The organism is Ramlibacter agri (assembly GCF_012927085.1).
In the GTDB taxonomy this organism is placed as follows: Bacteria; Pseudomonadota; Gammaproteobacteria; order Burkholderiales; family Burkholderiaceae_C; genus Ramlibacter; species Ramlibacter agri.
Genome location: NZ_JABBFX010000001.1, coordinates 266,586 through 280,313, shown reverse-complemented (window position 1 = coordinate 280,313; position 13,728 = coordinate 266,586). Strand labels below are relative to the sequence as shown.

15 protein-coding genes are annotated in these 13,728 nt (G+C 68.5%); 1 reads left to right on the top strand and 14 read right to left on the bottom strand.

Translation table 11 applies throughout. The features are described from left to right. Positions 1-5: 5 nt before the first annotated feature. Entirely contained in the window at positions 6-899 is an 894-nt protein-coding gene (locus tag HHL11_RS01405; protein ID WP_169416598.1) for a DMT family transporter, read from the bottom strand. Continuing rightward, positions 892-2,175, bottom strand: a complete 1,284-nt coding sequence (gene lplT / locus HHL11_RS01400; RefSeq protein ID WP_169416597.1) for a lysophospholipid transporter LplT — start codon at positions 2,173-2,175, stop codon at positions 892-894. The genes HHL11_RS01405 and lplT overlap by 8 nt, the downstream gene beginning before the upstream one ends. A 106-nt stretch (positions 2,176-2,281) precedes the next feature. Here lplT and alr point away from each other — a divergent pair, with 106 nt between their 5' ends. Then, complete coding sequence (gene alr / locus HHL11_RS01395; protein WP_169416596.1) at positions 2,282-3,382, top strand: alanine racemase; 1,101 nt, start codon at positions 2,282-2,284, stop codon at positions 3,380-3,382. A gap of 24 nt (positions 3,383-3,406) precedes the next feature. Here alr and HHL11_RS34795 read toward each other — a convergent pair whose 3' ends face one another. The 12 genes from HHL11_RS34795 to hpaE all read right to left on the bottom strand — a co-directional run bounded on the left by HHL11_RS34795 (position 3,407) and on the right by hpaE (position 13,724). Then, complete coding sequence (locus HHL11_RS34795) at positions 3,407-3,568, bottom strand: type II toxin-antitoxin system RelE family toxin (protein ID WP_342593157.1); 162 nt, start codon at positions 3,566-3,568, stop codon at positions 3,407-3,409. A gap of 90 nt (positions 3,569-3,658) precedes the next feature. Further along, a complete protein-coding gene (gene relB, locus HHL11_RS01385) occupies positions 3,659-3,871 on the bottom strand; it encodes a type II toxin-antitoxin system RelB family antitoxin (protein WP_169416595.1) in 213 nt (70 codons plus the stop codon). Positions 3,872-3,958: 87 nt separating this feature from the next. Further along, a complete protein-coding gene (locus HHL11_RS01380) occupies positions 3,959-4,876 on the bottom strand; it encodes a DMT family transporter (RefSeq protein WP_169416594.1) in 918 nt (305 codons plus the stop codon). A gap of 2 nt (positions 4,877-4,878) precedes the next feature. After that, positions 4,879-5,856 (bottom strand): 2-dehydropantoate 2-reductase, encoded by a 978-nt coding sequence (locus HHL11_RS01375; protein ID WP_169416593.1) that lies wholly within the window; start codon positions 5,854-5,856, stop codon positions 4,879-4,881. Then, entirely contained in the window at positions 5,853-6,611 is a 759-nt protein-coding gene (locus tag HHL11_RS01370) for a class II aldolase/adducin family protein (protein ID WP_169416592.1), read from the bottom strand. The genes HHL11_RS01375 and HHL11_RS01370 overlap by 4 nt, the downstream gene beginning before the upstream one ends. Before the next feature lie 8 nt (positions 6,612-6,619). Further along, complete coding sequence (ilvD, locus tag HHL11_RS01365) at positions 6,620-8,335, bottom strand: dihydroxy-acid dehydratase (RefSeq protein ID WP_169416591.1); 1,716 nt, start codon at positions 8,333-8,335, stop codon at positions 6,620-6,622. Beyond that, positions 8,335-9,147 carry an HpcH/HpaI aldolase family protein gene (locus tag HHL11_RS01360; RefSeq protein ID WP_169416590.1) on the bottom strand — a complete coding sequence of 271 codons (813 nt, stop codon included), beginning with the start codon at positions 9,145-9,147 and terminating at the stop codon, positions 8,335-8,337. The genes ilvD and HHL11_RS01360 overlap by 1 nt, the downstream gene beginning before the upstream one ends. 8 nt (positions 9,148-9,155) lie before the next feature. Continuing rightward, positions 9,156-9,959: a 2-oxo-hept-4-ene-1,7-dioate hydratase gene (hpaH, locus tag HHL11_RS01355; RefSeq protein WP_169416589.1), complete on the bottom strand. Its 804-nt coding sequence runs from the start codon at positions 9,957-9,959 to the stop codon at positions 9,156-9,158. Next, positions 9,956-10,360, bottom strand: coding sequence for a 5-carboxymethyl-2-hydroxymuconate isomerase (locus tag HHL11_RS01350; protein ID WP_169416588.1), 405 nt, complete (start codon positions 10,358-10,360; stop codon positions 9,956-9,958). Before HHL11_RS01350 ends, hpaH begins: the two co-directional genes overlap by 4 nt. A 5-nt stretch (positions 10,361-10,365) precedes the next feature. Beyond that, positions 10,366-11,292, bottom strand: coding sequence for a 3,4-dihydroxyphenylacetate 2,3-dioxygenase (gene hpaD / locus HHL11_RS01345; protein WP_169416587.1), 927 nt, complete (start codon positions 11,290-11,292; stop codon positions 10,366-10,368). A 9-nt stretch (positions 11,293-11,301) separates the two neighbouring features. Then, positions 11,302-12,264, bottom strand: a complete 963-nt coding sequence (locus HHL11_RS01340) for a tripartite tricarboxylate transporter substrate binding protein (RefSeq protein WP_169416586.1) — start codon at positions 12,262-12,264, stop codon at positions 11,302-11,304. 2 nt (positions 12,265-12,266) lie between these two features. Further along, a complete protein-coding gene (gene hpaE, locus HHL11_RS01335; protein WP_169416585.1) occupies positions 12,267-13,724 on the bottom strand; it encodes a 5-carboxymethyl-2-hydroxymuconate semialdehyde dehydrogenase in 1,458 nt (485 codons plus the stop codon). Positions 13,725-13,728 lie beyond the last annotated feature (4 nt).

Genomic DNA, 13,728 nt, shown 5'->3' with positions numbered 1-13,728 from the left:
CCCGTTCACACCGCCCGCGCCGACCGCTGCGGCCACGCCGACCACGCGGCGGCGGCGAGGATCAACGCCCCGCCCGTCAGCACGCCCGGCGACAACTGCGCCGCGCCCAGCGCCACCGACGAGAGGCTGGCGAACACCACTTCCGACAGCATCACCAGCGCCGTCGTATGCGCCGGCAGGCGCGCGGCGCCGTATTGCAGCGCGACGTTGCCGCCCAGGAAGGCCACGGTCAGCAAGGCCCCGATCACCAGCGAACCGGGCCCCAGCGCCGGCACCGGCAGGACCAGCCCTTGCGCCAGCCCGAGCGCCGCCACCACCACGGCCATGACGGCGCCGCCGCCGAACATCGCGACCAGGCGTGCCTCGCCCGGCACCGCATGCAACCGCCGCAGCATGACGTTGGTCAGCGCGAAGCTGCAGCCGCCCATCAGCGCCAGCAGGTCGGCCGGTTCGCGCGGCCAGGGAAAGCCGTTGCCCGGCTGGTGCAGCACGATCACGACGCCGACCAGCGCCAGCAGCAGCCGCGCCAGGGCGGCCGGCGTGGGCTTGTCGCCCAGCAGCAGCCAGGCCAGCAGCACCGACCAGGCCGGCATCAGGTAGAACAGCAGGACCACGCGCACGACGTCGCCCACGGTCACCGCCCAATTGAAGCCGACGTTGGTGAGGCCGGCGGCGCCGGCCAGCAGCCAGAGCAAGGGCTGGCGCGAGAACTCCGCCAGCGCCGCCGGCCGCACGGCCAGCGCGCAGGCCAGGGCCAGCAGGTACATGAGCGCCGTGGACCATAGCGGGTGCAGCCCCTGCTCGTGCAGCTGGCGGAAAGGCCACCAGGACACGCCCCAGACGAAGGCATTGCACACCAGGGCCAGCACCGGCCCCGAAACCCCGCGCTTTTCAGCCATGCACGTTGTCGTGGCGCGCGACTTCCAGCAGGTGATCGACTTCGTCCTTGTGCACCACGGTGTTGCGGCGGTGCCAGCGCTGGATCAGCCACATGACGCCGGCCACGACCAGGCCGAAAGCCGTGATGGCGCCGAAGGCCGACATGCCCAGGCCGGCGGACAGGCTGTAGAAGGCGCCCAGGCCCAGGATGCAGGCCTGCTCGTTGAAGTTCTGCACCGCGATGGAGCGGCCCGCGCCCATCAGGTTGTGGCCGCGGTGCTGCAGCAGCGCGTTCATCGGCACCACCAGGAAGCCGGCAATGGCGCCCATGCCGATCAGGAAGGGCACGGCCACCCAGACGCCGGTGATGAAATTCATCAGGATGATCAGCACGCCCAGCGCGATGCCCAGCGGGATGACGCTGGTGGCCTTGTCCAGCCGCATGCGCATGGACGCGACCACCGCTCCGATGGCCGTGCCCAGCGCCACCACGCCGCTCAGCGCCGAGGCCTGGGTGGTGCTGTAGCTGAGGGCCGCGGCGCTCCAGGCCAGCATGATGTAGCGCAGGTTGCCGGTGACGCCCCAGATCAGGGTGGTGCTGGCCAGCGAGATCTGCCCCAGCTTGTCGCGCCACAGGCGGGCGTTGCAGCTCCAGAAATCGGGCACCAGCTCCAGCACGTTGCGCGGGATCGGCCGCATCTCCACGCCGGTCAGCGGGATGCGCGTGTTGAACCAGGCCGCCACGATGTAGACCAGGATCAGCACGAAGATCGCCGCTTCCGGCGGCGTGTCGATGGCCGTGTCGATCAGCGGGAAGTCCCAGGCCAGGATGCGGCTGGAGATGGCGTGCCCCACCAGCTGGCCCCCGAGCAGGATGCCCAGGATGATCGAGGCGATGGTCAGGCCTTCGATCCAGCCGTTGGCCTTGACCAGCTGCGAAGGCGGCAGCAGCTCGGTCAGGATGCCGTACTTGGCCGGCGAGTAGGCTGCTGCGCCCAGGCCGACGATGGCATACGAGAACAAGGGGTGCGAGCCGAACAGCATCAGCAGGCAGCCCACGACCTTGATCGCGTTGCTGACGAACATGACCTTGCCTTTGGGCAAGGCGTCCGCGAAGGCGCCGACGAAAGGCGCCAGCACCACGTAGAACAGGGCAAACATCGGCACCAATGCGGCGGCTTGCCACGTCGGTGCCTTCGACGATTTCAGCAGTTCAACGGCGGCAATGAACAGCGCGTTGTCGGCGAGCGACGAGAAGAACTGCGCCGCCATGATGGTGTAGAAGCCGCGCTTCATCCGGGTGCAATTGGGGCGAGCATCAGCCTGGCTGATCCCCGCCTATTTCTGCTGTCTCCAAGCGATGCGGGGTTATATCACGGTGGGTAATGACAAAATCCTCCTCATGCCCCGCCCGATCCAGGCCACGATCCACCAGCCCGCCCTCCGCAGCAACCTGGCGCGCGTCCGCGCCGCCGCTCCCGACGCCAAGGTCTGGGCCGTCGTCAAGGCCAATGCCTACGGCCACGGCATAGAGCGGGCGTTCGAAGGCCTGCGCGGCGCCGACGGCTTCGCCCTGCTCGACCTGCTGGAAGCCGAGCGGGTCCGGGCCCTGGGCTGGCGCGGCCCCATCCTGCTGCTGGAAGGCGTGTTCGAGGCCCGCGACCTGGAGCTGTGCTCCCGCCTGGGCCTCTGGCACGCGATCCACAGCGACGAGCAGATCGACATGCTGGCGGCCCACAAGACGCAGGTGCCGCACCGGGTTTTCCTGAAGATGAACTCGGGCATGAACCGCCTGGGCTTCACGCCGCAGCGCTACCGGTCCGCCTGGACCCGGCTGGACGCTTTGCCGCAGGTGGAGGAAATCTCGCTGATGACGCACTTCAGCGATGCCGACGGCGCCCGCGGCATCGGCCACCAGGTGCGCGTGTTCCTGGAGGCGACCCGCGACCTGCCCGGCGAGCGCTCGCTGTGCAACAGCGCGGCCACGCTGCGCCACGCCGGCCAGTCCGAGGTGCGCGGCGACTGGGTGCGGCCCGGCATCGCCGTCTACGGCAGCGCGCCGGACTACCCGGAAAACGACGCCGCGCACTGGAAGCTGCAGCCCACCATGACGCTGGCCACGCGCATCCTGGGCGTGCAACAGCTGCAGGCCGGCGACACGGTGGGCTACGGCTCCAGCTTCACGGCCGACGGCCCGACGCGCGTCGGCATCGTCGCCTGCGGCTACGCCGACGGCTACCCGCGCCACTGCACCACCGGCACGCCGGTGCTGGTGGAGGGCGTGCGCACCCGCCTGCTCGGGCGCGTCAGCATGGACATGATCGCGGTGGACCTGGGGCCGGTGCCGCAGGCCGGCTTCGACAGCGAAGTGACGATGTGGGGCCGGGCGTCCAACGGCGCCATCCTGTCGATCGACGAAGTCGCGCAAAGCGCGGGGACCCTGGGCTACGAGCTGATGTGTGCGCTGGCGCAAAGGGTGCCGGTGGTGGTGGACGAGGATTGAAGACTGCGAATCTCCGCGGCTCGTTCAACGATAGATCTCGCGTCTGTTCCCGACGCGCAGAACCCGAACGACAATGCGCCCGTCCTGGATGTCGCAGATGATGCGCCAATCGCCGACGCGATACTTCCAGTAGCTTCCGAGCGTTGCCCCCGCAAGCGCCTCCCCCAGGCTGCGCGGGTCCTCCATGGGAGCAAGCCGATCGCGAAGGAGCCGTAGATTCGACGCTGGACCTGTTTGTCCAGCTTCCTCAGGTCCTTGACCGCGTCCGGATCGAATTCAATCGCCCAGGCCAAGCTGCCGCCCCACTTCCTCCAGCGGAATGGTCTTGCGATTCTTGCGCGCGCGGGCTTCGGCCAGGTAATAGTCCTCGAGGTCGTCGATGTACTCGAGGATGGCTTCGCGAGCCAGCGTGGTCTTGGTGCGGCCGGTCTCCTGCGCGAGGGCATCGAGGCGCTGCTCGATCTCGGCCGGTAGTCGGATGGCAAGCACGGGTGGATTCCTTCCCTGCTATACGTGTATAGCTAGCCTACGCCTGGCCACGCATCGTCGCAAGCAGGGCGCAATCGTGATCCGCGGTCAGCGCTTGCGCAGCCCCAGCCAGATCACCGCGCCCACCACCAGCAGGGCGCCGACCACCTGGATGGTCGCGATGGTCTGCCCCAGCACCAGCCAGGCCATCACCAGCGCCCACACCGGCTCCACGTTCATGATGGCCGAATTGCCGACCACGCCCAGGCGCGGCAGCACCGTGAACATGATGGTGAAGGCAGTGCCGTACAGGAAGGTCAGCGCCAGCAGGCCGCCCCAGCCCGGCGCGGCCTGCGGCAGGTGGAAGCCGCCCTGCGCCACCACGGTGGCCAGGCCTACGAGGCCGGCCATGGTCATGGTGGTCGCCGTGCGGACGCGGCCGTCGACGTCGCCCGCCTCGTGCTGCGTCAGCACCAGCGCCAGGCCGAAGGTGCCGGCCGCCGCCAGCGCGAAGGCCACGCCGGCGCCGATCTGCGCCCACTGCCCTTGCGCGCCCAGGCCCGAGGTGGCGCCGAAGACGTCCAGCGCGAGCGCCAGGCCGACCAGGATCACCGGCGACGCAAGCAGCATCGCCTGCTCGGGCTTCTGGCGATAGAGGATCAGCGACCAAAGCGCCGTCCACATCGGATAGGTGTTGAAGGCCAGCAGCGCCAGCGCCACTGGCAGCCGCGCCACCGCCGAATAGAGGCACAGGCTCTGGACGCCCACCAGCAGGCCGATGGCGGGCAGCATGCGCCGGTGCCGCGCCGTGAAGCGCACGCGCACCCGCTGCACGGAGATGATCGCGACCAGCACCACCGCGGTCACCGTGCTGCGGAACACCACCGCAGTGGCGACGTCGGCCCCGTAGTTGAAGGCGATGCGCGCCGCGACGTGGTTGGACCCCATCATCAGCGCGATCAGCAGCAAGGTGGCGAAAGCCGTGCCGCTGATGGCCTTGGTGGCCGGAATAGGGATGGCAGACATGCTCAATAGAGGCCGTGGATGCGGGCGTGCAGCCGGGCCAGGCCCAACAGCGCGTCGGTAAAGGGCGTCGGCGTGCCGGTCAGCGCGCCCAGTTCCTTCACCACCGTCACCAGCGCGTCCAGTTCCACCGGCTTGCCGGCTTCCACGTCCTGCAGCATCGAGGTCTTGAAGGCGCCAAGCTTGCGCGTCACCTGGTGCCGGTCTTCCGGCTGCTGCGCGATCGGGATGCCGATGCGGCCGCCGATCTCGCGCGCCTCCAGCATCACCGCGGAGATGAAGCCGCGCACCAAGTCGTCGTTGAGGATCAAATCCGTCGTTGCGCCGGTGACGGCGCTGACGGGGTTCACCGTCATGTTGCCCCACAGCTTGTACCAGGCGTCCTTCTGGATCTGCTCGGACAGTTCCACTTCGTGGCCGGCCTTCTGCAGCAGCGCCACCAGTTGCTGCACGCGCTGGGTCTTCTGGCCGCTGGGCTCGCCGATGATCAGCTTGTTGCCGAAGTGGTGCTGCACGTAGCCCGGCTCGCGCAACGCGCAGCTGGCGTGCACCACGCAGCCGATGATGTGCTTCCCGGGGATGGCCGCGGCGATTTTTCCTTCCGGATCCACAGCCTTCAGGCGGGTCCCCTGGAACTGGCCGCCAAAGCCTTCGAAGAACCACCACGGCACGCCGTTCATCGCGGTCAGCACGATGGTGTCCGGCCCCAGCAGCGGGGCGATGGCCGCGGCGACGTCGGCCATCGCCGGCGCCTTCACGGCCACGATCACGAGGTCCTGCTCGCCCAGGTCGGCGGGCGAAGCGCTGGCCTTCGCCTTGGCAGCCAGCGTCTCGCCGCCCACGTTCAGGCGCAGCCCGTTCTGCTTCAGCGCTGCCAGCGTCGCGCCGCGCGCAACCACGCTCACGTCGCAGCCGGCCTGCGCCAGCCGCATGCCGATCCAGCCGCCGATGGCGCCGGCGCCGTAGATGCAGACCTTTTTCATGCCTTGTAGCCCGCGCCGGTGCGGGCCTCCATCAGGCGTGTCATCGCGTCGAAGACATCCTGGCCGGCGCCGAACTGCGCGTCGAACTGGAAGGAGTCGTGCGTGGTCTTCTTCGCCACCGCCTCGGGGATGCGAATGGCAGGGCCCAGCGCGGCCTGGGTCACCTGGATGTCGCAGGCGCGCTGCAGGGTCCACAGGCGCACGAAAGTCAGCGGGAGGGTCGGGCCCGCGGCCAACAGGCCGTGGTTGCGCAGGATCATCAGCGGCTTCGCGCCCAGGCTCGCCAGCAGGCGCGGCGCCTCGTCGGCGTGGATGGTGATGCCCTCGAAGTCATGGTAGGCCACCATGTCGTGCAGCTGCGCGGAATAGAAGTTGTTCTGCGCCAGCCCCACTTCGCTGCAGGCCACGGCCAGTCCGTTGGTGGTGTGGGTATGCATCACGCAATGCGCTTCCGGCACGCTCTCGTGGATGGCTGCATGGATGGTGAAGCCCGCGGGGTTCACCGGCCACGGGTTGTCCACATCCAGCTTGTTGCCGTGTACGTCGATCTTCAGCAGGTTGCTGGCCGTGACCTCGGAGTAGTGCAGGCCGAAGGGGTTGATCAGGAACTGCTTCTCGCCCTTGGTCACGGAGTCGGGCAGGCGCACCGTGATGTGGTTGTAGATCATCTCGGTCCAGCCGAGCATGTCGAAGATGCGGTAGGCGGCGGCCAGTTCGACGCGCGCCTTCCATTCGTCGGGGTGAAAGTCCTTCATGCTTGTCCTCAGCTAACGTCCCGCAGCCAGGTGACGGCGCCCGAATGGGTCACCGCGCCCTGGTGCGCGGGCCGCACGGTGGCGGCGTATTTCTCGAGCAGGCCGCCGCGCGGGGCGGGGCGTGCTTGCAGCGTGGCCAGACGGCCCCGGATTTCTTCTTCGCTCAACTCCACGCGGATGCTGCGCGCCTGCGGCCGCGCGTCGATGTGGATGCGATCGCCGTTGCGCAGCGCCGCGATCGGCCCGCCAGCCGCGGCTTCAGGACCGGCGTAGCCGATGCACAGGCCGCGCGTGGCGCCGGAGAAGCGGCCGTCGGTGAGCAGCGCCACCTTGTCGCCCATGCCCTGGCCATAGAGCAGGGCGGTCAGGCCCAGCATCTCGCGCATGCCGGGGCTGCCTTTCGGCCCTTCGTTGCGGATGACGATGACGTCCCCCGCTTCGTAGCGGCGGTTCTGCACGGCCGACTGCGCTTCTTCCTCGTTCTCGAACACGCGCGCAGGACCGCTGTGCACCAGCGTCTGCAATCCCGCCACTTTCAGCAGCGCGCCGTCGGGGCAGAGGTTGCCTTTCAGAACCGCGAGGCCACCATCGCGCGAGAGCGCTTCTTCGACGCGGCGAATCACTTCACCGTCGGGCGCGTTCGCGTCGGCCAGTTCCTCGGCCAGCGTGCGACCGGTCCAGGTCAGCGCGTCGCCGTGCAGGAAGCCGTGCGCCAGCAGTTCCTTCATGATGACCTGCGCGCCGCCGGCGTAATAGACGTCGCGCGCCAGGTACTTGCCGCCGGGCGAGAGGTTGCCGATCAAGGGCGTGCGGGCAAAGATCTCCGCCACGTCGTCCAGGTGGAAGGCGATGCCCGCCTCGTGCGCGATCGCCGGCAGGTGCAGCGCCGCGTTGGTGGAACCGCCGGTGGCGGAGACCACGGCGCAGGCGTTCTCCAGCGCCTTGCGGGTGACGATGTCGCGCGGCAGCGGCGCTTCGCCCATCACGGCGGCCATCAGCTGCTTCGCGGCGCGGCGCATCAACGGCGCGCGCTCGGCAAACACGGCCGGCACCATCGACGAGCCGATCGGCGCCAGGCCGAGCGCCTCGGACACCATGCCCATGGTGTTGGCGGTGAACTGGCCCGCGCAGGCGCCCGCCGTCGGCAGGCAGTTGGCGCTCATCGTGTCCAGCTGCTCGCGCGTGGCAGCGCCGGCCAGCACCTTGCCGATGGTTTCGTAGGTGTTGACGACGTTGACGTCGCGGCCTTCCACTTGCCCGGGAATCGCCGCGCCGCCATGCACGAACACGCCCGGCACGTTGCAGCGGACGATGCCCATCATCAGGCCCGGCAGGTTCTTGTCGCAGGCGCCGATGGCGAAGATGCCGTCCCACTGGTGGCCGCGCGTGGAAGCTTCGACGCTGTCGGCGATGAGCTCGCGCGAGATCAGCGAGAAGCGCATGCCCGAATGCGCCATGGTCAGGCCGTCGGAGATGGACACCACTGGGCACTCGTGCGGCATGCCGCCGGCGGCGTAGATGCCGGTCTTGGCGTGTTGCGCCTGCTCGCGCAGGTTGGTGTTGCACGGGCTCATCTCGCCGCCGGTGTGGAACACGCCCACGTGCGGGCGGCGGATCTCGTCCTCGTCCATTCCCAGGCCGCGCAGGAAGCTGCGCGTGGTGGCGCGCACCAGGCCTTCGTAGAGGGTGGCCGAGCGGAACGGCCGCTTCGGTTCGCCGGCCATCAGTAGTTCTGCTTGCCCGAGGCGGACGGCGCGGGCGCGCCCTTGAACTTGGCAACCAGCGCGTTGGTGGCCTTCAGCATCAGGCTGGTGTCGGTGGCCACGGCGACGAAGGTCGCGCCCATTTCCACGTGCTGCTTCGCCAGCGCCTCGTCCAGCGTCAGGATGCCGATGGCCTTGCCGGCGCGCTGGATGCGGCGGAAGCTGTCCGCGATCACCTGCTGCATCTCCGGATGCCACGGGTCGCTGACGTGGCCGAAGGCGGCCGACAAATCCGAGGGACCGATGAACACGCCGTCGACGCCTTCGACGGCGGCGATCGCGTCGAGGTTCTCGATGGCCTCGCGCGTCTCGGCCTGCACCAGCAGGCAGACCTGGTCGTTGGCTTCCTTGGCGTAGTTGGCGATGCGGCCCCAGCGCGAGGCGCGCGCGCCTGCCATGCCGCGGATGCCTTCGGGCGGGTAGCGCATGCAGCGCACCAGCTCGCGGGCCTGCTCCGGCGTGTCGACCATCGGCACCAGGATGGTCTGGATGCCGAGGTCCAGGTACTGCTTGATCAGCGCCTGGCCGACGTAGCCGTGGCCCATGGGCACGCGTGCGATCGCGTGCGTGTCGGGATAGCCGGCAATGATCTGCGCTTGCTGCAGCAGGTTCTCCGGGTCGTTGGGCGTGTGCTCGGCGTCCAGCAGCAGCCAGTCGAAGCCGGCGCCGGCACAGATCTCGGTAGGGATGGCGCCCAGCATGCTGCACCACAGGCCGATTTGCGGCCGGCCTTCGGCCAGCGCCTTCTTGAAGGGATTGACGATGGTCTGCATGGAATCTCTCAGACGAAGCGGAATTCGAAGCGGCCGAGCGGCCCGTAGTCGGCGTCGAAGACGTCGCCGCGCTTGGCGCCCACCGGGCGCGTGAAGGAGCCGGCCAGCACGACCTCGCCGGCTTCCAGGCCCTCGCCCCAGGGCGCGAGCTTGCGCGCGAGCCAGGCCACGCCGATGGCGGGATGGCCTTGCACGCCGGCAGCGAGGCCGGTCTCTTCGACCACGCCGTTCTGGCGCAGGATGGCGCCGCACCAGGGCAGGTCCACCTCGCGCGGATGCACCTTGCGGCCACCGAGCACGATGCCGGCGTTGGCGGCGTTGTCGCTGATGGTGTCCTGCACCTTGCGCGCGACCTTGGTGTGGCGGTCGAACTGTTCGATGCGGGCGTCGATGATCTCGATGGCCGGCTGCACGTACTCGGTGGCGGCGAGCACGTCCTCCATCGACACCTCGGCGCCGCGCAGCGGCTGCTTGAGGATGAAGGCCAGCTCCACCTCCACGCGCGGCGCGATGAAGCGCTCGGTGGGGATGTCGCCCGGCGTGAAGAACATGTCGTCCAGCAAGGTGCCGTAATCCGGCTCGTCGATCTGGCTGGACTGCTGCATGGCGCGCGAGGTCAGGCCGATCTTGTGGCCCAGCGCCTTGCGGCCCTCGGCGATCTTCATCTGCACCCAGGCGCGCGAGACGGCGTAGCCGTCTTCGACAGTCATGCCGGGGAAGCGCTTGGAGAAGTGCTCCACCTGCTGGCGGGTGCGCTCGCTCTCGTGCAGCTCGCGGGCGAGCTGCTGGATGGTGTCGGGGAGGAAGCTCATTGGTTGAACAGGGGGTGCAGGGTGCTGTGCTTGCCGTCGTAGACCTGGCCGGGGCTTTCGTCGATCTGCAGGGTGATGCCCACGAGCTCCTGCTCGAAGATGGGCTTGAAGTGTTCCTTCACGACGTCGAGCAAGCGGTCGCCGGCCATCTTCTTCACGTCCGCGCTGCGGCCGCTGGCCATGCGGATGTTCAGGTACATGAAGCCGTAGTCGCCCTTGCCGTCCGCCACGGCGTAATGCGCGGCGGGATAGGCCAGCACGCGCGTGCCGCCGGTGGGGAACACCTGCTTGCCCGCTTCGTCCTGGATCGTGAGCATCTGGTCCGCCAGCTTGCGGCACAGGACACTGACGTCCGTCTTGGCGTCAAGGTTGGGTGTGTAGAGGATGACGCAGTGGGGCATGTTCGTCAGAGCCGCTGGTTGATGTTGGTATAGCCCTCGGCGGCGGAAGCCTGCGCCTTGGGGATGGCGTCGCCGCTGACCGGCAGCACCGGGAACAGCGCGTTCATCTGGCCGGTGCCGGAAGCGCCGAAGTAGGGCGTGATGATTTCCGCCTTGCCGGTGTATTCGGACCAGCCCAGCGCGCCTAGCAGCATCGCTGTGTCGTGCATGAAGCCTTCGCCGTGGCCCTTGCTGGCGTATTCGGGCAGCATGCCGCAGAAGGCCTTCCACTCGCCGGCTTCCCACATGCGCACGACTTCGCGATCGAGCTGCTCCAGGAAGGGACTCCAGATCTTGAAGGCGAACTCCGGCGCCAGGCCGTTCTGCGCGAAGCGGTGCGACAGCGAGCCGCTGGCGAAGAAGGCCACGGTGCCGTCGTAGTGGTCCTCCACCGCGCGCCGCATGGCCCAGCCCAGGCGCGCGCTGTCGTTGAGATAGTGCGCCTGGCACAGCGCCGACACCGAGACCACCTGGAAGTTCTGGTCCTGGTTCATGTAGCGCATGGGCACCAGCGTGCCGTACTCCGGCGCCAGCGTCGTGCGGTCATGCGCCAGCGTCTCCACGCCCCAGTCGTTGCAGACCTGGGCCAGCAACTTCCCCAGCTTCGGATTGCCGGGGAACTCGTAGGACATGTTGCTGATGAAGTGCGGCAGCTCGTTGCTCGTGTAGAGCCCCTTGAAGTGCTCGCCGCAATTGATGTGGTAGTTGGCGTTGACCAGCCAGTGGGTGTCGAACACCACGATGGTGTCCACGCCCAGCTCGCGGCAGCGCCGGCCGATTTCCGCATGGCCGTCGATCGCGTCCTGGCGCGAGCCCTTGCGCTCGCCCGGCAGCTCGCTGAGGTACATCGACGGGACGTGCGTGATCTTGGCGGCGAGAGCCAGCTTGCCCATGGTCGTCTCCTAGCCTTCGGCCGTGATGTTGGCGCGGCGGATCACCTCCGCATAGCGCGCGATCTCGGACTGGATGAAATCGGCGAACTGCGCGGGGCTGCCCGAAAGCGAGGCGATGCCGCCCTTCTGGAAAGCCTCCAGCACTGCCGGCGCGGCCAGCGCCTTGTTCACGTCGGCGTTCATGCGCTGCACGATCGCGTCCGGCGTGGCGGCCGGCGCCAGCAGGCCGTTCCAGGAGTTGGACTCCACCTTCACGCCCTGTTCGGCGAGGGTCGGGATCTGCGGCGCATAGACCGAGCGTTTCGCCGTCGCCATGCCCAACGCCACCAGCTTGCCGGAAGCGATGTGGCCGCGGAACTCCGGCCAGTTGCCGAACATCATGGTGACCTGGCCACCGAGCAGGTCGGAGAGCGCGGGGGCCTGGCCCTTGTACGGCACGTGCACGATGTCGGCGCCCAGCTGCGCCTTCAGCATCTCGCCGGCCAGGTGCGCGGATGTGCCCGAGCCGAACGACGCATAGCTGAGAGGCTTGCTGCGCGCCAGCGCCACGATGTCGGACACCTTGAGGAGGCCGCTGCCCGGGAAGGTGCACAGCACGTGCTCCGACATGCCCATGAGCGCGACGGGCCGCAGGTCGTGCACCGTGTCGTAAGGCAGCCTCTTCAGCAGGGTGGCGTTGACGCAGAAGCTGTTGGCGACCGTGACGAAGGACAGGCCGTCCGGCGCCGACTTGGCGACGTTGTCCACGCCGATCACGGTGCCGGCGCCGGGCCGGTTCTCCACGACGACCGGCTGGCCCAGGGTCTTCGGCAGTTCGGCCGCGACGAGGCGCGTGACGAAGTCGGTGGTGCCGCCGGGCGTGAAGGGCACGACCAGCCGCAGCGGCCGCGCGGGCCACGCGCCTTGCGCCTGTGCGAATGCGGGCAGCAGGCCGGCGCCCGCGGCGCCCAGCAGGAAGGAGCGGCGCTGCATCTTCAGGCGCCCCAGTGCGGGATGTGGTGGTTGCCCAGCGACACCGCCACGTTCTTCGGCTCCAGGAACACTTCGTAGCTCCAGGTGCCGCCTTCGCGGCCGGTGCCGGACGCTTTCGTGCCGCCGAAGGGCTGGCGCAGGTCGCGCACGTTCTGGCTGTTGACGAAGCACATGCCGGCCTCGATGGCCGCCGCCACGCGGTGCGCCTTGCCGATGTTCTCGGTCCACACGTACGAAGACAGGCCGTACTGCGTGTCGTTGGCGATGCGGATCGCGTCGGCTTCGTCCTCGAAGGGGATCAGGCAGGCCACCGGCCCGAAGATCTCGTCCTGCGCGATCTTCATGCTGTTCTTGACGTCCGCGAAGACGGTAGGCGCGACGTAGTTGCCCTTCTTGACGCGATTCGGCAGCGACGGAACCTCGAGGCCGCCACACAGCATCTGCGCGCCTTCCTTCTGCCCCTGTTCGATGTAGCCGCGCACCTTGGCCAGGTGCGCTTGCGAAATCATCGGGCCGATGATGGTGCGTTCGTCCAGCGGGTCGCCGACGGAGATCTTCTTCGCCCGTGCGACGAACTTGTCGACGAAGCTGGCGTAGATCGACTTCTGCACCAGGATGCGGCTGCCCGCCGTGCAGCGTTCGCCGTTGTTGGAGAAGATCATGAACACGGCGGCGTCCAGCGCGCGGTCCAGGTTGGCGTCGTCGAAGATGACGAAGGGCGACTTGCCGCCCAGCTCCATGCTGAACTTCTTCAGGCCCGCGGCCTGCACGATGCGGTTGCCGGTGGCGGTGGAACCGGTGAAGGAGATGGCGCGCACGTCGGGGTGCTTTACCAGCGGCTCGCCCGCGTCCTTGCCGTAGCCGTGCACGATGTTCAGCACGCCGGCCGGGATGCCGGCTTCCAGCGCCAGCTCGCCCAGGCGCGCCGCGGTCAGCGGCGACAGCTCGCTCATCTTCAGCACCGCGGTGTTGCCGAAGGCGAGGCAGGGCGCCACCTTCCAGGTGGACGTCATGAAGGGCACGTTCCACGGCGAGATCAGCGCGCAGACGCCGACCGGATGGAACAGCGTGTAGTTCAGGTGGGTGGGCGTGGGATAGGTGTGGCCGTCCACTCGCACGCACATCTCGGCGAAGTAATAGAAGTTGTCGGCCGCGCGCGGCACCAGCTGCTTGCCGGTCTGCGCGATCACCTGGCCGGTGTCGTTGGTCTCGGTCTGCGAGATCTCGGGCACGTTCTTCGCGATCAGGTCGCCGAGGCGGCGAACGAGCTTTGCGCGCTCGGTCGCCGACATGCCGGCCCAGGACGGGAAGGCCGCCTTCGCCGCGGCGACGGCGTCGTTCACTTCCTGCTCGCCGCCGGAAGCCACTTCGGCCAGCACTTCCTGCGTGGCGGGGTTGACGGTCTCGAAGTAGTCGCGGCCGGCGACGGACTTGCCGTTGATCAGGTGCTCGATGCGCATGGAG

Coding starts and splice junctions, on each gene's coding strand:
- HHL11_RS01405 (WP_169416598.1), bottom strand. CDS start 899: ATGGCTGAAAAGCGCGGGGTTTCGGGGCCGGTGCTGGCCCTGGTGTGC.
- HHL11_RS01340 (WP_169416586.1), bottom strand. CDS start 12,264: ATGCAGCGCCGCTCCTTCCTGCTGGGCGCCGCGGGCGCCGGCCTGCTG.
- HHL11_RS34795 (WP_342593157.1), bottom strand. CDS start 3,568: ATGGAGGACCCGCGCAGCCTGGGGGAGGCGCTTGCGGGGGCAACGCTC.
- hpaH (WP_169416589.1), bottom strand. CDS start 9,959: ATGAGCTTCCTCCCCGACACCATCCAGCAGCTCGCCCGCGAGCTGCAC.
- hpaD (WP_169416587.1), bottom strand. CDS start 11,292: ATGGGCAAGCTGGCTCTCGCCGCCAAGATCACGCACGTCCCGTCGATG.
- ilvD (WP_169416591.1), bottom strand. CDS start 8,335: ATGGCCGGCGAACCGAAGCGGCCGTTCCGCTCGGCCACCCTCTACGAA.
- alr (WP_169416596.1), top strand. CDS start 2,282: ATGCCCCGCCCGATCCAGGCCACGATCCACCAGCCCGCCCTCCGCAGC.
- HHL11_RS01370 (WP_169416592.1), bottom strand. CDS start 6,611: ATGAAGGACTTTCACCCCGACGAATGGAAGGCGCGCGTCGAACTGGCC.
- HHL11_RS01375 (WP_169416593.1), bottom strand. CDS start 5,856: ATGAAAAAGGTCTGCATCTACGGCGCCGGCGCCATCGGCGGCTGGATC.
- HHL11_RS01380 (WP_169416594.1), bottom strand. CDS start 4,876: ATGTCTGCCATCCCTATTCCGGCCACCAAGGCCATCAGCGGCACGGCT.
- HHL11_RS01350 (WP_169416588.1), bottom strand. CDS start 10,360: ATGCCCCACTGCGTCATCCTCTACACACCCAACCTTGACGCCAAGACG.
- lplT (WP_169416597.1), bottom strand. CDS start 2,175: ATGAAGCGCGGCTTCTACACCATCATGGCGGCGCAGTTCTTCTCGTCG.
- HHL11_RS01360 (WP_169416590.1), bottom strand. CDS start 9,147: ATGCAGACCATCGTCAATCCCTTCAAGAAGGCGCTGGCCGAAGGCCGG.
- hpaE (WP_169416585.1), bottom strand. CDS start 13,724: ATGCGCATCGAGCACCTGATCAACGGCAAGTCCGTCGCCGGCCGCGAC.